This is a genomic window from uncultured Paraglaciecola sp., from assembly GCF_943787955.1.
Lineage (GTDB): Bacteria > Pseudomonadota > Gammaproteobacteria > Enterobacterales > Alteromonadaceae > Paraglaciecola.
Genome location: NZ_CALSOK010000010.1, coordinates 611,054 through 631,416 on the forward strand (window position 1 = coordinate 611,054; position 20,363 = coordinate 631,416).

The 20,363-nt window shown below is 39.1% G+C and carries 18 protein-coding genes and 1 pseudogene; 12 read left to right on the forward strand and 7 right to left on the reverse strand.

Annotated elements, in window-relative coordinates:
- The first annotated feature begins 278 nt into the window (after positions 1-278).
- From rfbB to Q0Y52_RS10495, 10 genes are all read left to right on the forward strand, one after another.
- Entirely contained in the window at positions 279-1,340 is a 1,062-nt protein-coding gene (rfbB, locus tag Q0Y52_RS10450; RefSeq protein ID WP_297821519.1) for a dTDP-glucose 4,6-dehydratase, read from the forward strand.
- Complete coding sequence (rfbD, locus tag Q0Y52_RS10455; protein WP_297821285.1) at positions 1,337-2,239, forward strand: dTDP-4-dehydrorhamnose reductase; 903 nt, start codon at positions 1,337-1,339, stop codon at positions 2,237-2,239. The genes rfbB and rfbD overlap by 4 nt, the downstream gene beginning before the upstream one ends.
- 4 nt (positions 2,240-2,243) lie before the next feature.
- Entirely contained in the window at positions 2,244-3,110 is an 867-nt protein-coding gene (gene rfbA, locus Q0Y52_RS10460; RefSeq protein ID WP_297821287.1) for a glucose-1-phosphate thymidylyltransferase RfbA, read from the forward strand.
- A 14-nt stretch (positions 3,111-3,124) separates the two neighbouring features.
- On the forward strand, positions 3,125-3,676 hold the full coding sequence (gene rfbC, locus Q0Y52_RS10465) for a dTDP-4-dehydrorhamnose 3,5-epimerase (protein ID WP_297821289.1): 552 nt from the start codon (positions 3,125-3,127) through the stop codon (positions 3,674-3,676).
- 699 nt (positions 3,677-4,375) lie between these two features.
- Positions 4,376-4,666, forward strand: coding sequence for a hypothetical protein (locus Q0Y52_RS10470; RefSeq protein WP_297821291.1), 291 nt, complete (start codon positions 4,376-4,378; stop codon positions 4,664-4,666).
- A gap of 264 nt (positions 4,667-4,930) precedes the next feature.
- Positions 4,931-5,779: a hypothetical protein gene (locus Q0Y52_RS10475; protein WP_297821293.1), complete on the forward strand. Its 849-nt coding sequence runs from the start codon at positions 4,931-4,933 to the stop codon at positions 5,777-5,779.
- Between the two features lie 14 nt (positions 5,780-5,793).
- Positions 5,794-7,551, forward strand: a complete 1,758-nt coding sequence (locus Q0Y52_RS10480) for a hypothetical protein (protein WP_297821295.1) — start codon at positions 5,794-5,796, stop codon at positions 7,549-7,551.
- 2 nt (positions 7,552-7,553) lie between these two features.
- Positions 7,554-8,507: a hypothetical protein gene (locus tag Q0Y52_RS10485; protein WP_297821297.1), complete on the forward strand. Its 954-nt coding sequence runs from the start codon at positions 7,554-7,556 to the stop codon at positions 8,505-8,507.
- Between the two features lie 27 nt (positions 8,508-8,534).
- Positions 8,535-12,176 (forward strand): glycosyltransferase, encoded by a 3,642-nt coding sequence (locus Q0Y52_RS10490; protein WP_297821299.1) that lies wholly within the window; start codon positions 8,535-8,537, stop codon positions 12,174-12,176.
- 19 nt (positions 12,177-12,195) lie between these two features.
- The gene (locus Q0Y52_RS10495) at positions 12,196-12,855 is read left to right on the forward strand and encodes a hypothetical protein (RefSeq protein WP_297821301.1); all 660 of its coding nucleotides are present in this window, start codon (positions 12,196-12,198) and stop codon (positions 12,853-12,855) included.
- A gap of 219 nt (positions 12,856-13,074) precedes the next feature.
- Here the strand turns inward: Q0Y52_RS10495 and Q0Y52_RS10500 are convergent, their stop codons facing one another.
- Entirely contained in the window at positions 13,075-13,362 is a 288-nt protein-coding gene (locus tag Q0Y52_RS10500; RefSeq protein ID WP_101201341.1) for a type II toxin-antitoxin system RelE/ParE family toxin, read from the reverse strand.
- A complete protein-coding gene (locus tag Q0Y52_RS10505) occupies positions 13,363-13,593 on the reverse strand; it encodes a CopG family transcriptional regulator (protein ID WP_297821306.1) in 231 nt (76 codons plus the stop codon).
- 170 nt (positions 13,594-13,763) lie between these two features.
- Here Q0Y52_RS10505 and Q0Y52_RS10510 point away from each other — a divergent pair, with 170 nt between their 5' ends.
- The gene (locus tag Q0Y52_RS10510; RefSeq protein WP_297821308.1) at positions 13,764-14,261 is read left to right on the forward strand and encodes a transposase; all 498 of its coding nucleotides are present in this window, start codon (positions 13,764-13,766) and stop codon (positions 14,259-14,261) included.
- Here the strand turns inward: Q0Y52_RS10510 and Q0Y52_RS10515 are convergent.
- The 3 genes from Q0Y52_RS10515 to Q0Y52_RS10525 form a co-directional block, all read right to left on the reverse strand.
- Complete coding sequence (locus Q0Y52_RS10515) at positions 14,233-15,219, reverse strand: transposase (RefSeq protein ID WP_366939284.1); 987 nt, start codon at positions 15,217-15,219, stop codon at positions 14,233-14,235. The genes Q0Y52_RS10510 and Q0Y52_RS10515 overlap by 29 nt on opposite strands.
- A 588-nt stretch (positions 15,220-15,807) precedes the next feature.
- A protein-coding gene (locus tag Q0Y52_RS10520; RefSeq protein ID WP_297816341.1) for an IS3 family transposase occupies positions 15,808-16,964 on the reverse strand; the annotation gives its coding sequence in 2 pieces (ribosomal slippage) (positions 15,808-16,718 and positions 16,718-16,964; 1,158 coding nt in all).
- A gap of 46 nt (positions 16,965-17,010) precedes the next feature.
- Positions 17,011-17,106 carry a transposase gene (locus Q0Y52_RS10525; protein WP_297821312.1) on the reverse strand — a complete coding sequence of 32 codons (96 nt, stop codon included), beginning with the start codon at positions 17,104-17,106 and terminating at the stop codon, positions 17,011-17,013.
- A 130-nt stretch (positions 17,107-17,236) separates the two neighbouring features.
- Between Q0Y52_RS10525 and Q0Y52_RS10530 the strand changes: the two genes are divergently transcribed.
- Positions 17,237-18,370, forward strand: coding sequence for a glycosyltransferase family 2 protein (locus Q0Y52_RS10530; protein WP_297821314.1), 1,134 nt, complete (start codon positions 17,237-17,239; stop codon positions 18,368-18,370).
- A gap of 61 nt (positions 18,371-18,431) precedes the next feature.
- Here the strand turns inward: Q0Y52_RS10530 and Q0Y52_RS10535 are convergent.
- Positions 18,432-19,588, reverse strand: a protein-coding gene (locus Q0Y52_RS10535) for an IS3 family transposase (protein WP_297821316.1) whose coding sequence is annotated in 2 segments (ribosomal slippage) — positions 18,432-19,342 and positions 19,342-19,588 — 1,158 coding nt in all. Because the reading frame shifts where the segments join, the coding sequence is not laid out codon by codon here.
- 64 nt (positions 19,589-19,652) lie between these two features.
- Positions 19,653-20,258, reverse strand: a pseudogene (locus tag Q0Y52_RS10540) (IS3 family transposase); the annotation flags it as partial.
- Between the last annotated feature and the right edge of the window lie 105 nt (positions 20,259-20,363).

The following is a 20,363-nucleotide window of genomic DNA, read 5'->3' on the forward strand; positions in this document are numbered from 1 at the left end:
TGACAGCAATCTTCCAAAACCCGTATTTTGGTTATATTCCGGGTTAGATAACTCGTTTATTTCGATTGACTTTCCATTAAGATTTTCCTGACCGAGTAGACGTTGTTTACAAAGAATTTGAAAGCTCTAAACTCGTTAATGATATTGATACGTACGGGGCTATTCCTCTATATTTTATATTATTTATGCGACAAGAAATTAGCGATGAATCTGCAGGCTTGTATGTCACGGAGTATATTTAAGAACTTGATGGTAAATGTTATATGTCGATAGAAAAAATGACTTTTTTAGTTACCGGCGGTGCGGGCTTTATTGGCTCCGCAGTTATAAGGGAACTAATACAAAATACGCCACATCGCGTGATAAATGTAGACAAGCTGACTTACGCTGGCAATTTAGAGTCATTAACTGAGATTGAAGACAATCAACGGTATACCTTTATTGAAGCTGACATTTGTGATGCGGATAAGATGGCAGCTGTACTCAAAGAATATCAACCCAACATCATTATGCACTTAGCGGCAGAGAGCCATGTGGACCGTTCGATTGATGGACCGGCAGAATTTATTCAAACCAACATTGTCGGTACGTTTAATTTGCTCAATACAGCCAAAACATATTGGCTGGAGTTGGCAGATGAGTTGAAAAAACAGTTTCGTTTCCATCATATCTCTACCGATGAGGTTTATGGTGATTTACACGGTACCGATGACCTATTCACTGAATCAACATCTTATGCCCCAAGCTCGCCTTACTCTGCCAGTAAAGCCAGTTCAGACCATCTGGTTAGAGCATGGAATCGTACCTACGACTTTCCAGTGGTAGTCACCAATTGTTCAAATAACTATGGCCCCTTTCATTTTCCCGAAAAATTAATTCCGTTGACTATATTGAACGCACTGGAAGGTGAACCCTTACCTATCTATGGTGCAGGCACGCAAATTAGAGACTGGCTGTATGTAGAAGACCATGCACGGGCGTTAATCAAGGTCGCCACCCAAGGTGTTATAGGCGAAACCTACAACATAGGTGGGCACAACGAAAAGCAAAATATCGAAGTGGTCAACAGTATTTGTGCCATTTTGGAAGAGCTTAAGCCAACTAAACCTGCTGGGCTGAATAATTATGCCGACTTAATCACCTTTGTCACTGACCGCCCAGGTCATGACCTCCGCTATGCCATTGACGCAAGAAAGATTGATAAAGAATTAGGCTGGACGCCACAGGAGTCCTTTGACAGCGGCCTTAGAAAAACCGTTGAATGGTATTTAGCCAATAAAACGTGGTGGCAACGGGTCAGAAGTGGTCAATATCAGGGCGAGCGTTTAGGCCAGTTATGAGTCATACCTTTAAAACCATATTAATTACCGGTGCCACTGGACAGGTGGGCTACGAATTATGCCGTTCTTTATCGGTATTGGGTGCCATTTTATCACCCAACCGAGAAGAGCTGGACCTAGCCGATGCTCACTCTGTAGACGCCTATTTAGCTAAACACCAACCTGATTTAATTGTGAATCCAGCTGCATGGACTGCCGTAGACGCAGCAGAAGTTAATCAAGAGGCCACAGCACGTCTAAACACAGCACTGCCGGCACAATTAGCCCAATACGCCCGTAAAACCAACGCTTACCTGATACACTACTCTTCAGATTATGTTTACCCGGGAACGGGTCAGAACTATTGGCTTGAGAGTGATGCGGTGGCGCCACTATCTGTTTATGGCCGCACCAAGCTCGGTGGTGACAAAGCTGTCGTCAATCACTGTTTGCATTACCTGATCTTTAGAACTAGCTGGGTTTATTCGGACCGGGGCAACAATTTCATGAAGACCATGCTTAACTTAGGTGCACAGAGGGAGTCACTCAATATAGTCAACGACCAATTTGGTGCGCCAACCAATGCAAGGTTGATTGCCGAGGTCACAGCGCTTGCAGTTTACCGCCAATTAGCGAGTAAACCCATTGACTCAGGGATTTATCACCTCGTGTGTGGTGGCATTACCAGTTGGTATGGTTTCGCTGAAAAAATATTTGAGCTAGCCAAGCGTGAAAACCTGCCATTGTTGTTAAATGAGCTTGGCGGCATTAGTACCGCAGAGTTCCCCACTCCAGCGGCACGCCCTCAAAATTCGAAGTTAAATGTGAGTAAACTTGAGGGTGCATTAGGGATAACCCTGCCAAGCTGGCAACAACAGCTTGAATTCACATTCAACAGCTATATGAATAACAAGGATTAAAGACATGGCACGTAAAGGTATAGTTTTAGCTGGCGGCGCAGGTAGCCGACTACATCCCATTACCATGGGTGTCTCTAAGCAGTTATTACCCATTTACGACAAACCTATGATCTATTATCCCATGTCGGTACTAATGCTGGCTGGTATAAGGGATATATTAATAATTAGCACACCTGAAGATTTACCTAATTTTAAAAAGTTACTTGGAAATGGTGAACAGTTTGGACTGCAATTATCCTACGCAGAACAGCCTTCACCGGACGGATTAGCACAAGCTTTTATTATAGGTGAAGAATTCATTGGTCAGGATTCAGTTTGTTTGGTCTTAGGAGATAATATATTTCATGGACAGCATTTCTCAGAGTCCCTTAAAAATGCCAGCGCGAAAAGCGAAGGTGGGACTGTTTTTGGTTATATAGTCAATGATCCTGAGCGCTTCGGTGTGGTGGAATTTGACCAAGCGGGTAAAGCCATCTCGATTGAAGAGAAACCGGCTATCGCAAAATCCAATTATGCGGTAACAGGCTTGTATTTTTATGACAATGATGTGGTGGAAATAGCCAAATCTATTGAGCCATCAGAGCGCGGTGAGTTAGAAATTACCAGCGTGAATAATGTTTATCTCGAACGTGGCAGTTTGCATGTGGAACGTTTTGGAAGGGGCTTTGCGTGGTTAGATACCGGCACCCACGACAGCTTGTTAGAAGCCTCTCAATATGTGCAAACAATTGAACATCGCCAGGGCCTAAAAGTCGCATGTTTAGAAGAAATTGCCTTTGACAATAACTGGATCAATAGTGTCCAGCTAAAAAAGCAAGCCAGCAAATTTGTCAAAACGGGTTACGGCCAGTATTTATTGAAATTATTGTAAGAGACGAAAGCATAATGCAGGCAACACGATTAGCCATTCCTGACGTAGTGGTTTTTGAACCAAAAGTATTTGGTGATGAAAGGGGCTTTTTCTTTGAGAGCTTCAATCAAAAAATATTCGAAGAAGCCACGGGTCTTACAAGGCAATTTGTACAGGACAATCATTCAAAGTCATCAAAGGGAGTATTGAGAGGTTTACATTACCAATTGCCTCCGATGGCACAAGGTAAGCTTGTGCGAGTAACCCAAGGTGAAGTGTTTGATGTGGCTGTGGATATACGTAAAAGCTCACTGACATTCGGCAAATGGGTGGGAGAAATACTCTCAGCAAAAAATGCTAAGCAATTATGGGTGCCAGAAGGGTTTGCACATGGCTTTATCACGTTGAGTGACACTGCAGAGTTTTTATATAAAACCACAAATTATTATTCACCTGAGCATGAGCGCTGCATCGCATGGGATGATTCTGATATTAATATTGACTGGCCTATTTTAGATGATGTGCCAGTCAATACCTCTGCCAAAGATGGCAAGGGGTTGGGTTTGATGGTTGTGGAATACTTTTAAATATTTGTAATTCATTGATGTTACTTGATTCAATTTCAAACCAAATTTTAAAGGCCTGTTAAGTGTTCATATGTTTGGTAAAGTATCGGCAATTGATTTGGTCTCTTGCTAAAAGGGATGTTGTTGGACGTTATAAAGGTTCAGTGTTTTGTTTAGCATGGTCTTTTTCAATCCTTTGGTGATGTCCATGCTGCTCACCGAATTTTTAATATGATGGTGGGCCAAGGTAATAGATGTTTGTCAATACTGCAGATATATACTTATACCAGTGGGGAGGAATTTTAATGCTGAGCAAATTAAAATATTTAGTAAAAGGTTTACATAATGTGTTGTATGGTCAGCGTATGAATCATACGACATTCACACTAGGAAGCTCAAAGTACAAGTTTCTGCGGTCATGAGTATTTATCTTTTAAGCAGCTCTGCGCTAATCGAAAGCATGTGTGACAGGTGTTTAATTGCAAAAGGCTAGAAATCTGAATGTCTTGTCTACGTTCTACCAGTCCTAATGTATTGATTTTTCTAGCTACTCACAATTGCGAAATGTTTATTCACGGGCAAATTGAAAGCATAATAAACCAAACATAGAAGCATTGGGTGTTATTAATTAGACAACACCTTATTTTTTGTTAAAAATGACAAACGACAGACCCGAGGATACAAATACTAGATAACCCTGATGAAACAAGCGTTTCTGCTTTGGGTAACTTCTCTAGATTAGAATCTTGTTATGATGAATTTGCAGCAGATTATTTTTGTTTCTGTGATCAAGATGATGTTTGGGCTGCTGACAAGTTAGCTAATTTATTAAAGGCATTAGTTAAAATTGAAAACGATAACAATTTAAAAAAATTACCCAAATTAGTGCATAATGATCTAAAAGTGGTTGGCCAAGGCTTGAATACAATTAATAGGTCGTTTGTGAAAATGATGGGATTATTCCTTCAAATGAGTGTATGCCTGGCAGATTATTATCACAAAATAAAGTAACCAGCTGAACGTTGATATGTAACAAAGGTAATGCCGGGGTCAAGTCTTGAATTTTGCATGTCTTCCTTTTAATTTATGATTATTCTTATCTAGTTAAGATACCAGGAGATATGCGTCGGTCATCACGATTTTTTTTGTTGCTTAGCTTTATTGTATTAGGTCATGAGGTAATGGTATGAACACAATCTATCTTCAGGCCAAGGATATAGTTGATGAATATGAGCAGTTTTTTCAGGATGTAAAAGTAACGCCTCAGGGGGCTATGTGAGACATTTTCGGATTTACCCTAATGCAAAGATTGCTAATTTACTTGGCGATGGTGATTGCGTTGAAAGCAACTTACCCATCAGTGGTTCATGGTTTTATCAAGAGTCAGACAGCGTATCTCTTTCTATCGATAATTTTCTCAAAGCTCCCTCAGGCGGAGTCACAATTGTTTACGAGGAAGTTAAAAGCCCTAAACTTGTTAATGAATCAGATTCATTCGCGTTTGTGTTTCCATCTTTTGCATTATTTTTGCAGCAAGAGGTTGGCGATGAAGTAGCAAACCTGCAAGCCATTACTGAAGCTGAATCCCTTTGGTTAGGATACTCCAATGCAATCAAGTCACTGTATATGACTTATCCCAAGCAATGTCAGATTTGTTGCGGTGAAGAACCCAAATATACAAGCACTCAACTTCAGCAGCTAGGACATTTTTTAGCGCAGCAAAATGAGACAATTAAAAAACGAGAGCAAGAGCTCTTAGCAATCGACTCTCAATCATCACAAAACGATTACCAAGCGTTATCGTTACATCAAGCCCATCAAGTTTTTTTGACATTAACCAGTAATTACAACAGCAATACTTCACTATTCGAAAAGCTTGAGCGAGATTTAGAGCAGGCTAAAAATGAGTTATATATCAATACAGCAGAGCTTGAGCTTACACAATTACAAATTGCACAGTTACAAGAAGAATTAGAGCATTACTTCACTCTTTATACACAACAAAAAAATCAGGCAAGGCAACTAGGCATATCATCAGGTGTAGATGAACACAAAATGTTAAAAGTTGAAAATGCATCGTCATTACATTTAATTACCAGAATACTTTCTAGCACAACAGCCTGAACTACGGAGCCAGTATGCAAGAAATAACAAAGGCCATCTTAGCCATTCAACAAAACTTTGACCGAATTGTTTACGTAACATCTGGCGAGATGCCAGATATTGACGTGTTACTAACAAAAACCAAGAGTTTGGGTATTTATTTGCCTGCTGGGCAAGAGTACGACCAATGTGCAAAATTAATAGACAAGCAAGCCTTTGGCCAAAGTGTGCAGTTAAATAGTCAATATTTAAGCCAAGCTCATAGCGATAAATGTTTTTATCAAGGGAGTATTACTAAATACAGCAGTGTTTTAAAGCCGGCTCATATAAAAAAACTTATACCAGGCCTTACCTTTAATGAACGCCACGATGTAACAGGCATAACCGTTGAGCAATTACTGAGTAAGGAGTCGCTGGGTAAAAATGACACGGCCTTATTAGTATTAGATATTAATGGTGCCGAGACTGAGTTGAAACATGTGTTAGTAACACTGGTTAAGGTGTTCGATAGCTTAGTAATAAAAACGGCACCAGAAAGCTTATTTGGTGAAACGCCAGCTCCGATGAATACCCTGAGTAATCATTTAAAAGAATTGGATTTGGTGCCCATTGTGCTCCCTGACGTGTCTCCCCCCTATGTTAACTTAGTAGTGAATAATGCTAAGCATCAGTTCTGCCTTGCTAGTAGTCATGCCAAACAGAAAAAGGCTATTAATGAGTTGAAGGGTAATTTGGCTAAAAGTCAAACTGATAAAGACGAGCAAATAGCCGAACTGACAAAACAGCGTGACCAGCAAACACAAGAACAGCAAGAAACTAAGCAATTGGCTGAAGAGCTCAAAGTCGAGAACGACAAACTCAGTGCTGATAGCGAAGAAAAGCAAACAGCCAACCAACAGATGGCAACACAAGTTACCGCGTTGCAGGCTAAACAAAACGAACTCGCAGAAAGCCAAAAAAATAAAGATGCCAAAATTGCAGAGCTGATTCAACAGCGTGATCAGCAAACGCAAGGGCAACAAGAAATTAAGCAACTGGCTGATTCGCTTAAAACTCAGAACGAAAAACTCAGCGCCGATAGGGCACAGAAACTGACAGAGAATGAACAGCTAGCAGCTCAAGTTAAGGCGCTACAAGCTAAGCAAAATGAATTAGTCGAAGGCCATAAGAATAAAGATGCGCAAATAGCCGAACTGACTGCACAGCGAGACCAGCAAACGCAACAGCAGCAAGAAACTAAGCAATTGGCTGAGACGCTTAAAGCTGCGAACGAAAAACTCAGTGCTGAGCTAGCGAAGATGCACGAATTGGCTCAACAGCTGAGTCATAGTCAGGCGAAAGTTGGTGAATTAGAAACTGAGAATGCTGCACTTAATTTGAGTTTGAGTGAAAGCAATGATGAATCTGAGAGGCTAATTGCCGAACTTGAACAGCAATTAAATAATATAACTACAGAATTGACAGAGCAGACTCATTGGCATCAAGAAAATAAAAAATGGGCGGAAGGATTGCAAAAACAATTACACGATAAGAGTAATAGTTTTGAGCAATTGCAGTCTCAGTTTAATGACTCTTCTTCACTATCGAGTAAAATGATGCTTAAAGCGCAGTTAGATTTAGATAGTTTGAGGAGCAAATATCAGCATAAAGTCGACAGTGAACGTCAACTATTAGCATTAGTTAAGCAACTTAGGGAGAAACTTGAAATGGCAGCGAATTACTATTTTCGCTTGCAAAAAGATTATCCTGAATTAGTTGAAAAAGATGTACCAGATTCAGTTGGACACAAGTAACGATGAGTAGGTGGCTAGAAGAACTTCAAAAAGAGCTAAGAAGCTCTGTAGAGCTTATTGACAGAAAACTGGACAATACGGAGCCAACAAATACAGTTATCGAAAAAAGTACCACTATTTTTGTAGAGAATACAGAATCAATACTTGATACATGCAAGCTTGTGTTAGAAAAAGCTGAAAATATCAGACCTAAATTAAGGGTGCTACATCACATGGCCTGCAGCGGCGGATCACTTATTACAAAGTGTTTCTCAGCGATGCCTAATAACTTCATTCTTAGTGAGGTACACCCTCATTCATACCGTCATTTACCTGCAGATAAAGCGACTTTTTTACCCTCAGATATAGCAACATTAGCCCACCAGGCTAAATTTCCTGATTCTGATGCTTTGGCTCGGAAAATTTTCAAATCTGCTATACACGAAACGTACCAGCATGTTGACGAGCTGGGCGGTATACTAGTACTTAGAGACCATAGTCATTCTGATTATTGTGTAGGCAGCTCCTTTACTGAAAAATCCGTCGTAAGAGAGTTATTAAATCAAGATTTTGAAATACTGTCGTTAGTGACGGTTCGCAATCCCATTGATTCCTATGCTTCGCTTCAATCAAACTATTGGTTGCACTTCAATCCACAAACATTTGAAGAGTATTGTATAAGGGTGATTCATTTCCTGTCTCAGTTTCGGAAAAAACAGATTATAAAATATGAAAGTTTTACGCGGTCGCCGGACAAAGTGATGAGAAAGATGTGTAATGTGCTACAGGTTGAATTTAATGATTCTTATAAGGATCTTTTCGATCAATTTAAGGTTACAGGCGATAGTGGCAGAACGGGTGAAAAAATAGCAATCCGTCCGAGAAGGGAAATATCTCCTGAGTTTGCATGTGAAATAAAGAAATCTAAGACATTTACTTTATTGTGCAAAAAATATGGATTTAATCCAGCGATATAAAATATCGGAAAAGAATAAAGAGAAAAAATGAATAAGCCAATATCGAAAGAATTCGCTACCTTAAAGTCACTTGTTAGTAATGGAGACTTTGACGCGGCACATAAACTAGCAAAAATATTAGCGCAGATGTCGCTTGGGCCTGCGGCAAAATCCTTGCTGGAAGCAATTTGTTTGCGTTACAACCTTGAAATGTCGAATTTTAGTGCAGCAATGCCTGCTGAAAAGAACAAAAAAATTGATGTAAGTTATGCAGATATTAAAACACTCGCTCAACTAGATGAACAGCCATTCAGCGAAGGGATCAGTATTGTCAGTTGTTGTATGAATCGCAATGAGAATTTGCGTAAGGCTTTAATAACCTGGTTGGAATTAGATGTTGATGAAATTGTTATAGTTGATTGGTCTTCAATAGAGCCTGTAGAAGAGACTATTAAGGACTTGATAGATGAACGTGTCAAAATAATCAGGGTTGATGATGAAGAAAAGTGGGTTTTAACTTATGGATTTAATGTAGGGCTTAGGTTTACAAGATACTCCAAGGTTTTTAAATTCGATGCCGATATTCAAGTAACCAGCGATTTTTTAGAGAAAAACAATTTTTTGCAGGGTGAATTTTGCCGAGGATCATGGAAGTTAGCGAGTGATTCTGGAAACGATGAACAAAAATTCGTAAATGGCTCTTTCGGTGCGTTCAAAAAAGATCTTCTTGAAATTGGTTATTACAATGAGTTTATACGCACGTACGGTTATGACGACAGCGATATTTATAAACGCCTAACTGCAAACGCTGGATTAGCTCAAAAGTTCATAGAACCTGGCTCAATTTTACATCTCGACCAGAAAGAAGAGTTAAGATTAATAAACCAAAATATAGCTAAACAACAATTTTTAGACTGTTACAACGCGACCGAATTATATAATTTAATCAATAAAAATATTTCGCAGCTTTATGATTTTTGGTTTCCAACTAATCTTCAAAGTTATTCAATCGAAAAGAAAAATAATAATTTGTGGCTTGCTGGTAGAGTAAGTCAGCATGCATATATACCTGAATATATTCAAACTGATGCGATAAGTTATGCGGTAATACAATTGTTAACCTGGAAATTCAATTCTTGGGTATGGTTACCTTGTGATATCAAATCACTGGCTATGCAGCTTTACGCTGACCACAAACGTCAGATTCCATTCGACTGCTCTAAAATACTGTTAGGTTTAGATAAGTCATTGCCCGTATTTTTTATCGGGGAAAATGACTTTTTAAGTAGTATAGCCGCTATTGATAGGGATTGTGATATTGCCGAGTGTTGCCTGGTTACTAGTACAGGTGAAAGCTATGGAAAAATTAAAAGTTTTTCAAAATCTTATACTGTGGTTGGTTACGATAAAGATGACTATGAAAAACTGAAACAACTTCGTAGTGATATTACTCGTGAGAAAAACGATTGTTATGAACCGGTTGTAGATGAAAATAACGGCAGGCTATTTGCCACCAGCGTTTATGACGAAAAAGTACCACACCGAATGCAGGAGTATTTAGAATGTTTTGGGAGAAACATCGCCGAATTTGACATTCTCGCATTGTATTATGAAGAGCAAAATGGTGCTTTTCTTGAAGGTGCAAAAGAAGTCTATGACAAACTTAAGCGCTCAGGGCACTCGCTCGCACAAGTGTTTTTCATCAATATAGATTACCGACCAACATTCAGAAGTATTTTTGATTCCATCGATTTATATTTTCCAGGAGTAACCGCGTTCGTATCGAACGCTGATATTGCCTTTGATGACACTATAAAATTAGTACAAGGCAAAGATCTAGATGACGTTTTTTTGGTGTTAAGTAGAAAAGAGGTCGTCCCTAAAGTTCATACTGATGATGGCCTTATTATGAATCAGTTTGGCATACCCAATACGTTTTCTGCAGATGTATGGATATATAAAGCACCTTTGAAATATGATTTTAAGGCTGACTTTCCGATAGGTTCGTTTCATTGTGATTCGTTTATGAATTTCTATCTAGGGAAGTCTGGCTACCGTTTATACAATCCTTGTTTATCGGTAAATTGTTTCCACATTCATGATCCGGTATTTAATTCATCGGAAGAAAAAGAAATTGTTTTGCGTGAATCTATTCAAAGCAAGTTAGATGATGAGATTATTGCCTGTGGGGGAGAGTTTCCACTTAGAGGTGTGCAATGGTGTCGAATAACGGATATTAAACATCCAAACAGAGCTGACATGACTTTGATGTGGAGTGATATGATCATCAATTTTAACCTTAAATCAGATGGTTCAAATATCCTTGCCGTTTTAATTCAAGCCATCATTGCGTTAAAAATTAATTCAAAAGTGCAGGCTGGACATATTGTTAACATAAATATGCCACATTATATGTGTCATTCTGACATTGCAGAAATAATGTTTAATTTTAGGCAATTTATCAATAGTCCACTATTAACCATAGGCGTTTCAAACAAAGGGAAAGATGAGCTCTTTGTTAAAGAGTTACCTCACTACCAAAAGGTCGCAATAACAACTGAAACGCTTATTACAAGTTACCAATCGGCAATTTTGGAAAGGCCTGGTTCAATCTACGATTCAAATACTGAATACTATGTTAAAGATGGTGTTTTTGGCGTTGGCCATACCCCAGCGCTACTATGTCAAGCAGGGACTGAAGAAATCAACGATATTGAAATGTATTGTTTACTCAAGTGTTTAAATAGTGATGATAAGCAATTATTACAAAATTATTTTACAATGAGTATAGAAGCAGGTTTCGAACAATTTACACCATTTTTGCACGAAATTAATTTAATAGTGAACGATGAACCTGAATTTAATATTCTGCAGAATCTAAAAAGTGTTGCAGATGTGCCAACTAAAGCAACACAAGTCACTTATCTCACTTCTATTTATAAAGGTGATGAATATTTTCAAGGCTTTCTCGAGAATATTACACCTTCCTTAATAGAAGCTAACGGGATGGTTATTCTTGTGAACGCCAATTCACCTGGTAATGAACGAGGTCTTTTTGACGATTTTATTGAAAAATATCCCGGCATAGAATCGCGTATCAAGTACATTCACCTTGAAAAAGATCCTGGACTCTACAATTGTTGGAAGTTGGCCATAGAGCAAAGCGATAGTCATTATGTAGGCAATGCGAATCTTGACGACCGAAGAAGCCCGTTTCAATCCCGTGTATTACTCCAAAAGCTTGAAAGCGAGCCAACGTATTATGGGGCAGCAGCGGCGATCCGAGCGAATACTGCGCAAAATGTAAGTTGGTTTACTTTTACAGATAATCAATATTGGTTTACTTATGGTTTCAATGAAAAAATCACATTTGACGACCTACATGCAACGACAGAAGATGGTGATATTATTTCTCGTAACATCATGCACTGTATGCCTATATGGCGTAAATCGTTGCATGACGAACATGGCTACTTTAATGAAGAAAAGTACGGCACGAGCGCCGATTGGGCATTTTGGTTAGAATGTACAAAACACGGCAAAACATTTTGTTTGGTGCCGGAACTCTACTCCCAATATTATATTAATGAACAATCTCATAATCGTATAAATGACCCTAATGGGATAAAAGAGAATAGGATAGTTGAAGACTACCTTGGTGTCGTGCAGTCGCAATTTCTACAACAATAACCAAAGACAAAAAGATATAATGAGAATACTACATTCAAGAAAGTTGATTTTTATAAGTAAACCCAGGTGCGGTTCTACTTCGGTAAGACGTTTTTTAGACTCTATGATGCAACCTGGTGATGAATATTCTGATTATGGTAACGAAAATCCTGCGCTGCACCCACACATGAGTGGGCCTGCTGTCCATGCGTATTTGCAGAAAAAGGGTATCGATTTTACAGAATATCAAACGTTTACTATTACACGAAATCCTATTGATATGCTTTGGTCATACTTTAATTACTTTAAACCTGACATAAATTCAAATTATTACTACTCACCCACATATGATAAAGATAATCTTTCAAATTTTGAGCATTGGATAGAATGTGGAAGGGTAGGGATTGGGGAATGGCGTATATATTGTCCTTCTTATATTAATGATACTAATTTTTCGCCACTTTCTTTAGAAGCCCATAATATTGACAAAGAAGGGCGAAAACATATAGATAAAATATTCACTTTGGAAAGTATTGGCGAATGTGCTCGATGGCTCAGCGGTATTCTGAATTGCGACGTCAATATTGATTCTCTCAACACTAGTAATTCTGCTAACAGGCCTTTGGTATCATCCGATGGGCTAGCCAGAATAATCAATGACTTTCCTGCCGAGAGTGAACTCTACAAAATTAGTCTTTAAAGGTTTAATAAATGAACGAGCTATACAATGTGAAATTACTACCAACCAAGGATAAAAGGCTAATTTATGTCAATAATCCAAAAGTTGCTTGTAGTAGCATAAAATTTTCTTTTTTAAACTATGGTTATTTTATTCATATCTAGTTTAGACGTGAGAAACATGAGTCGGCCATTACGATTAGGACATCCGGTCCGTTCCAAGTTCTGACCCCGGTCCGTTCTAAAGCCAAACATCTGTATCTTGACCACCTATAATCGCCATGATCTCGATGGTACTTTGGTTTATTCGATAGTAAATTACGTCAGAACGATGTGGGCAGCGTCTATAGCCAGGTCTAATATTGTCAACAGACTGATATATTAAGGGTGATTCTGCAATTTTAAGAAAAGCTTCAAAGAAGCTGTAAAAATATTCATCAGCTTGTTCTTCACCAAACTCCTCATATCCATATTCGTAGATTCTGCGCAAATCTTCTTTTGCTTCGTCCGTTAAGCGATATTTACTCATTTACTTTATAATATCTGCTTTAAACTCGGCAAGAATTTCATCTGGTGACTGTGAAATGAAGTTACTTTTTTCTGCCTTTGATAGCTTTTGATTTATAAACTCAGCTCGCCTTGCACGTCTTATAAGATCATTAATCAACTCACTCTTATTCGCATAGTCGCCGATGTTTTCAACATGAGAGTTGAGCCAACTGTTATTGCTTTCCGTCAATGTAACACTTTGTCTAGGCATTTCTTATTCTCCAAATGTGACTGGTGCGATATTACACCAGCCACATTTTATTTTCAACGATTGATAGTTTGAGATTGTTCAAAAAAAGCAGGGTCAGGTCTTGTATTTTGCATATTTTCTTTTTTAAACTATGGTTATTTTATTCATATCTAGTTTAGACGAGAGAAAGCATGAGTCGCCCATTACGATTAGAGTTTGCCGGGGCGCTTTATCATATTACCTCACGTGGCAACGGTAGAAACTTGATCTATCTTCAGGATGATGATTTTGAGTTGTTTCTGCAGATTTTAGCTAAGGTGTGTGAGCGTTATAATTGGGTTATTCACGCGTATTGTTTAATGAGTAACCATTACCACCTTTTAGTTGAGACACCGGATGCCAACCTTAGTCGTGGGATGCGCCAGTTAAATGGTGTTTTTACGCAATCGATGAATCGCAAACACCACCGGGTAGGGCATTTATTTCAGGGAAGATACAAGGCTATCTTGGTAGATAAAGATGCTTACCTGCTGGAACTATGCCGCTACATTGTTTTAAACCCTGTGCGAGCTAACATGGTCAGCTCGCCTGAGGAATGGCCCTGGTCTAGCTGGCATTGCATGTTGGGAAACGTTGAGTCGCCTGTATGGATAAAAGGGGTCAAGTTGCTTGCTTCACAATACTCTTGATCAATCCCTCAACTCGCGTCCTAAACTGGCTATTTTCTCTCTTGCGCTTGCGGATTTGGTGGGTAATAAAGCTTACAGATCCGACGTGACTCAAATGAAATCGAGCAGCTATATCTGTCAACTTAGATGCAACTAACTCCTGACAAAAATACATAGCCAACTTTCTTGCTTCGTTCTCTTTTTGCGGGCCCTTGACTTTTTTTGTAATATCGACTTCTGTTACAGCAAAATCATTGGCTATGACACTGATCACCTGCCCCATAGTCAAATAAGGTTGAATGACTCTGCTTTTTTGTTCAGCGGCCAATTGAGGTAATAGTTCTTCATAAACCCATTCTCTAAATCCTTTATCACCAATAATACTGGCCATATTGCCTTTGCTGTAAAATCGGGTGGTTTCTTCGTCCACCCCTGCCATTACATAGTTGGCATATCCCTTGTGTTTGTCTTCATTACCCAACATTCCAAACGTCAAATCCTGCGCTAGCCAGTCAACCGGCTTGGCCTTGCCGACATAACTCGGGTAACTGGACCAATAATAGTCAGGCAATTGACTCACCAAAGGACTTTTCATATCAATCGGGTTGCGATGTATATATCTGGACAATTGCAAAAGATAACCGTCATGGTCAACCATAATCGCTTTGAATCGGCCTTTAAACAGTGGCCCATCAGATTTTTTCAAACGGTTATATCGCTGGGTATAAACGCCATTTATGTGTCGCATGATACGACTTAAATTCGCTTTGGGTGTTTCGATTAAAATGTGATAATGATTGTCCATGAGGCAATAGGCGTGAACCAAACAGTCAAACCGCAAACAAGCCTCGCCGAGAGTATCAAGAAACGTTTGATAGTAAACATCTTCATGAAAAATCATGCACCTGGCTCTACCCCGGTTCATAACATGGTAAAAGGCATGTTCATATTCGATTCTCGGTTGTCTCGGCATAATCATCAAAAGCGTTTTAACTATAAAATAAGTGTAGATTCAAAAGTATTACTAGACAAGTGACTTGACCCCTATCTTCCAATTTCAAACCAAATTTTAAAGGCCTGTTAAGTGTTCATATGTTTGGTAAAGTATCGGCAATTGATTTGGTCTCTTGCTAAAAGGGATGTTGTTGGACGTTATAAAGGTTCAGTGTTTTGTTTAGCATGGTCTTTTTCAATCCTTTGGTGATGTCCATGCTGCTCACCGAATTTTTAATATGATGGTGGGCCAAGGTAATAGATGTTTGTCAATACTGCAGATATATACTTATACCAGTGGGGAGGAATTTTAATGCTGAGCAAATTAAAATATTTAGTAAAAGGTTTACATAATGTGTTGTATGGTCAGCGTATGAATCATACGACATTCACACTAGGAAGCTCAAAGTACAAGTTTCTGCGGTCATGAGTATTTATCTTTTAAGCAGCTCTGCGCTAATCGAAAGCATGTGTGACAGGTGTTTAATTGCAAAAGGCTAGAAATCTGAATGTCTTGTCTACGTTCTACCAGTCCTAATGTATTGATTTTTCTAGCTACTCACAATTGTTCTGGTCAAGTCCAACCGGACACTTTTCTAAAGGAGTTTTCAAATTCAATTGGCGATTGATCCAAATTAGCTGAATGTAGTCGCTCAACATTATAATATTTCATGTACCTAGCAACATCTTCTCGCATATGTGTTCGAGTGGGCTGCGGTACTTTAAACAACCAATCATGCTTTAAACTTCCAAAGAAGCGCTCCACAACAGCATTATCCCAGCAAGCTCCAACATCTCCCATACTAGCTCGACACTCTAATCGCGACAGTAGATTTCTAAAGCCTTTACTCGTGTACTGAGAGCCTCTGTCACTGTGAAACACCAAACCTTTTGGTGGTTTGCGTAAATTATGAGCCTTTGTCAGTGCTTGCTCGACCAAATCACGCGTCATGCGTTTTGATATATGCCAACCTACAATCCGGCGTGAATACAAATCCATGACAATGGCTAAGTACAACCAGCCCTCACCAGTCTTTAAATAGGACACATCACCCGCCCAAATTTGATTGGGTCCAACAGGATTGAAATTCATATTTAGCAAGTTGTCAGCCACAGCATCACTGTGTTTGCGCTTGGTTGTCACTTTATAAGCTATTCGCTGAGTCACAACTAATTTAAGCCGTTCCATTAACTTAATGGCGCGATACCGCGTTATTTCAAAGCCTTCTTTGCGTAGTGCTTTAGCAAGCTCTCTGCTGCCTAAACTGTTTCGACTTGCCTTGAATAATGCTTTGGCTCGTCGATACAGTCTTAGCATTTGAGCGCTAATGAGTTCACCAGGTTTTTTTAGCCATGCGTAGTATGCTGACGAACTCACTTCCATCACTTTACAAGCAACTGACACCGGATACTTAGCATCAAGCTCACTTATAAAAGAATATCTTACTTCATTTCTTTCGCGAAGAAGGCACTGGCCTTTTTTAGGATTTCACGCTCCATTTGTAGACGTTTACTATCTTTCCTGAGCTGAATTAACTCTGCCCGTTCATCACCAGATAATGCATCACCTAGTGCCTGTTTCTTATGCTTAGCTACCCAGTTGTAAAGTAGTTTGTCTGTCACACCTAAAGATGCAGCAGCTTGTACGATTGGATAGTCTTGCTCTATTACCAGAGCGACCGCTTCTTGTTTAAATTCTGCGGGATAATGTTTATTTGTTCGTTTAGTCATATTCACCTCAATTAACAGGATTATAATCCTTTATTGAAGTGTCCGGTTAATTCAACCACAACAGATAGTCTTGCTCTATTACCAGAGCGACCGCTTCTTGTTTAAATTCTGCGGGATAATGTTTATTTGTTCGTTTAGTCATATTCACCTCAATTAACAGGATTATAATCCTTTATTGAAGTGTCCGGTTAATTCAACCACAATAATCCAAACCTTACACTTAGAAGAGAAAATTTCTCAATTTCTGATTAACAGCTTTTGAGTGTTCCTTAATGAGTAAGTTACAAGATATGAGCCAGAACTATAAATTACTAACAAAGGGAATGTCATTTGTTCGCTCAAGATTAGAAACCAAACTGTTTAACGTAATTAATCATTGGCGAAATGGCGAACGTGTTCGTGTCAAGTTGGTCGCAATCGCGAAAGATGAGGCTGCCTATATTCCTGACTGGATTTTTCATCATTTACATTTTGGTTTTGACGCGATTGATATTTACGTAAACAATACTTCCGATAATACACAGGAGATTGCGAATAAATTTACTGTAAATAAGCAAGTTAGCTTTATCGAAGGAGATGCATTTTTCCAACAAAATGAACTTGCTCCTCAAATCGCAGTCTATTTATCCGCGTTTAATCGAAGCCGTAGACAAGGATACTCTCATGTCGTATTTCTAGACATTGATGAATTCTGGATGGCAAAAGATTTTTTAACTAATATTCATACGGTACTAAAAGTCATCAATTCGGATGTGGTTGCCTTTGAGTGGTTAAATAAGTTAAATGATCATCAACCGTTTAGCCCGGTTGTGGAAAGTGAAATAGTGGGTAGACGTGCGCCTCAAGTTAAAGTGGCAGTAAATACAAAATTGAATGTAACTAGGATGAACCCTCATAATGTATTTTCTTCTGGAACTTATTTGTTAGCGAACGGTTGTGAATTTATACAGACATGTGTTCCTTATTCTCGCATTAATAAAGAAGAACTTTCAAAACCCATCAAAGAATTTTTTATACTACATAGAATGTGTCGTAGCCAATTAGAATATATTGCAGCTCTAGCCAGAGGCAGACCCATACAAAATAGTAAAAAGAAATCTTTATTCAAGAGCAACCGAAGAGGTTACGAACATGGTGAGGGCAGTACACATATTAAACTAAACAAAGAATTCATAGCGCAATATTATTGTTTACGTGAGCAATTTATGCAGAAATTCGGATTAAAAGTAGAAATTCTTGTTGCCAGAAAGTTGGTAAAAAACAGATGTGACTTGGTATTGAGAACGATTCGTGAAGCACCAATAGATGAGTTTGAAACCTTAAAAAAGGTACTAGAAAATTTGGACTTAGATGAATTGATTAATGCAAGAAACATATTCTGTAATCGTCATGGAGTGTCTTTCTAAAATGAATCTACATTTATTCAAAGTATGATCTTCCCCCAATCTTATAGACACTTTGTTCTGGTCAAGTCCAACCGGACACTTTTCTAAAGGAGTTTTCAAATTCAATTGGCGATTGATCCAAATTAGCTGAATGTAGTCGCTCAACATTATAATATTTCATGTACCTAGCAACATCTTCTCGCATATGTGTTCGAGTGGGCTGCGGTACTTTAAACAACCAATCATGCTTTAAACTTCCAAAGAAGCGCTCCACAACAGCATTATCCCAGCAAGCTCCAACATCCCCCATACTAGCTCGACAACCTAATCGCGACAGTAGATTTCTAAAGCCTTTACTCGTGTACTGAGAGCCTCTGTCACTGTGAACCACCAAACCTTTTGGTGGTTTGCGTAAGTTATGAGCCTTTATCAGCGCTTGCTCGACCAAATCACGCGTCATGCGTTTTGATATATGCCAGCCCACAATACGGCGTGAGTACAAATCCATGACAATTGCTAGATATAACCAGCCCTCACCAGTCTTTAAATAGGACACATCACCCGCCCAAATTTGATTGGGTCCAACAGGATTGAAATTCATATTTAGCAAGTTGTCAGCCACAGCATCACTGTGTTTGCGCTTGGTTGTCACTTTATAAGCTATTCGCTGAGTCACAACTAATTTAAGCCGTTCCATTAACTTAATGGCGCGATACCGCGTTATTTCAAAGCCTTCTTTGCGTAGTGCTTTAGCAAGCTCTCTGCTGCCTAAACTGTTTCGACTTGCCTTGAATAATGCTTTGGCTCGTCGATACAGTCTTAGCATTTGAGCGCTAATGAGTTCACCAGGTTTTTTTAGCCATGCGTAGTATGCTGACGAACTCACTTCCATCACTTTACAAGCGACTGACACAGGATACTTAGCATCAAGCTCACTTATAAAAGAATATCTTACTTCATTTCTTTCGCGAAGAAGGCACTTGCCTTTTTTAGGATTTCACGCTCCATTTGTAGACGTTTACTATCTTTCCTGAGTTGAATTAACTCTGCTCGTTCATCACCAGATAATGCATCACCTAGTGCCTGTTTCTTATGCTTAGCTACCCAGTTGTAAAGTAGTTTGTCTGTCACACCTAAAGATGCAGCAGCTTGTACGATTGGATAGTCTTGCTCTATTACCAGAGCGACCGCTTCTTGTTTAAATTCTGCGGGATAATGTTTATTTGTTCGTTTAGTCATATTCACCTCAATTAACAGGATTATAATCCTTTATTGAAGTGTCCGGTTAATTCAACCACAACACTTAGCTTGCCTGTGAATACATGATTTCATATTCATCTGGAGACACATGGCCAAGATGGCTATGCAGTCGAGTTCGATTGTAAAACACTTCTATGTAATCAAACCAATCTGCTTTGGCTTCACTTCGGGTTGCTTACACTTTTCGCTTTACACGTTCAGTCTTAATAGAGTGAAAAAAGCTTTCTGCCACAGCGTTATCTAGGCAATGCCCTCGTCTGCTCATACTCGGAGTCAGATTATGCGCTTTTAGGAAATCTCGATAATCACCGCTTGCATATTGGCTCCCTTGATCGCTATGAACAATTACCTGTGTTGCTTTGGGTCGTCGCCATACTGCCATGAGCAGCGCTTTAATCACAATATCCGATGTCATAGTAGGCTGCATTGACCAACCAATCACTTTGCGTGAGAACAAGTCCAATACGACAGCCAGATACAACCATCCCTCATAAGTCTTGATGTAAGTAATATCTCCAACCCAAGCGGTATCAGGCTCGCACACAACAAATTGCTGCTGTAGATGGTTATCTGCTGCAATATGAGGCGTAGAAGGCTTAAAGTAACGCCGTTTATAACCAATATTAGCTCTGAGATTGCCTTGCTTCATCGGGTCTGTTATGAATAATTATTCTTTTTTCAGTCTTGTTGAACGGTCGGGTTTTAGTCTTGTCTATTTTCAAAACCAAAAGATTGAGAGAACTAAACAGAGTGT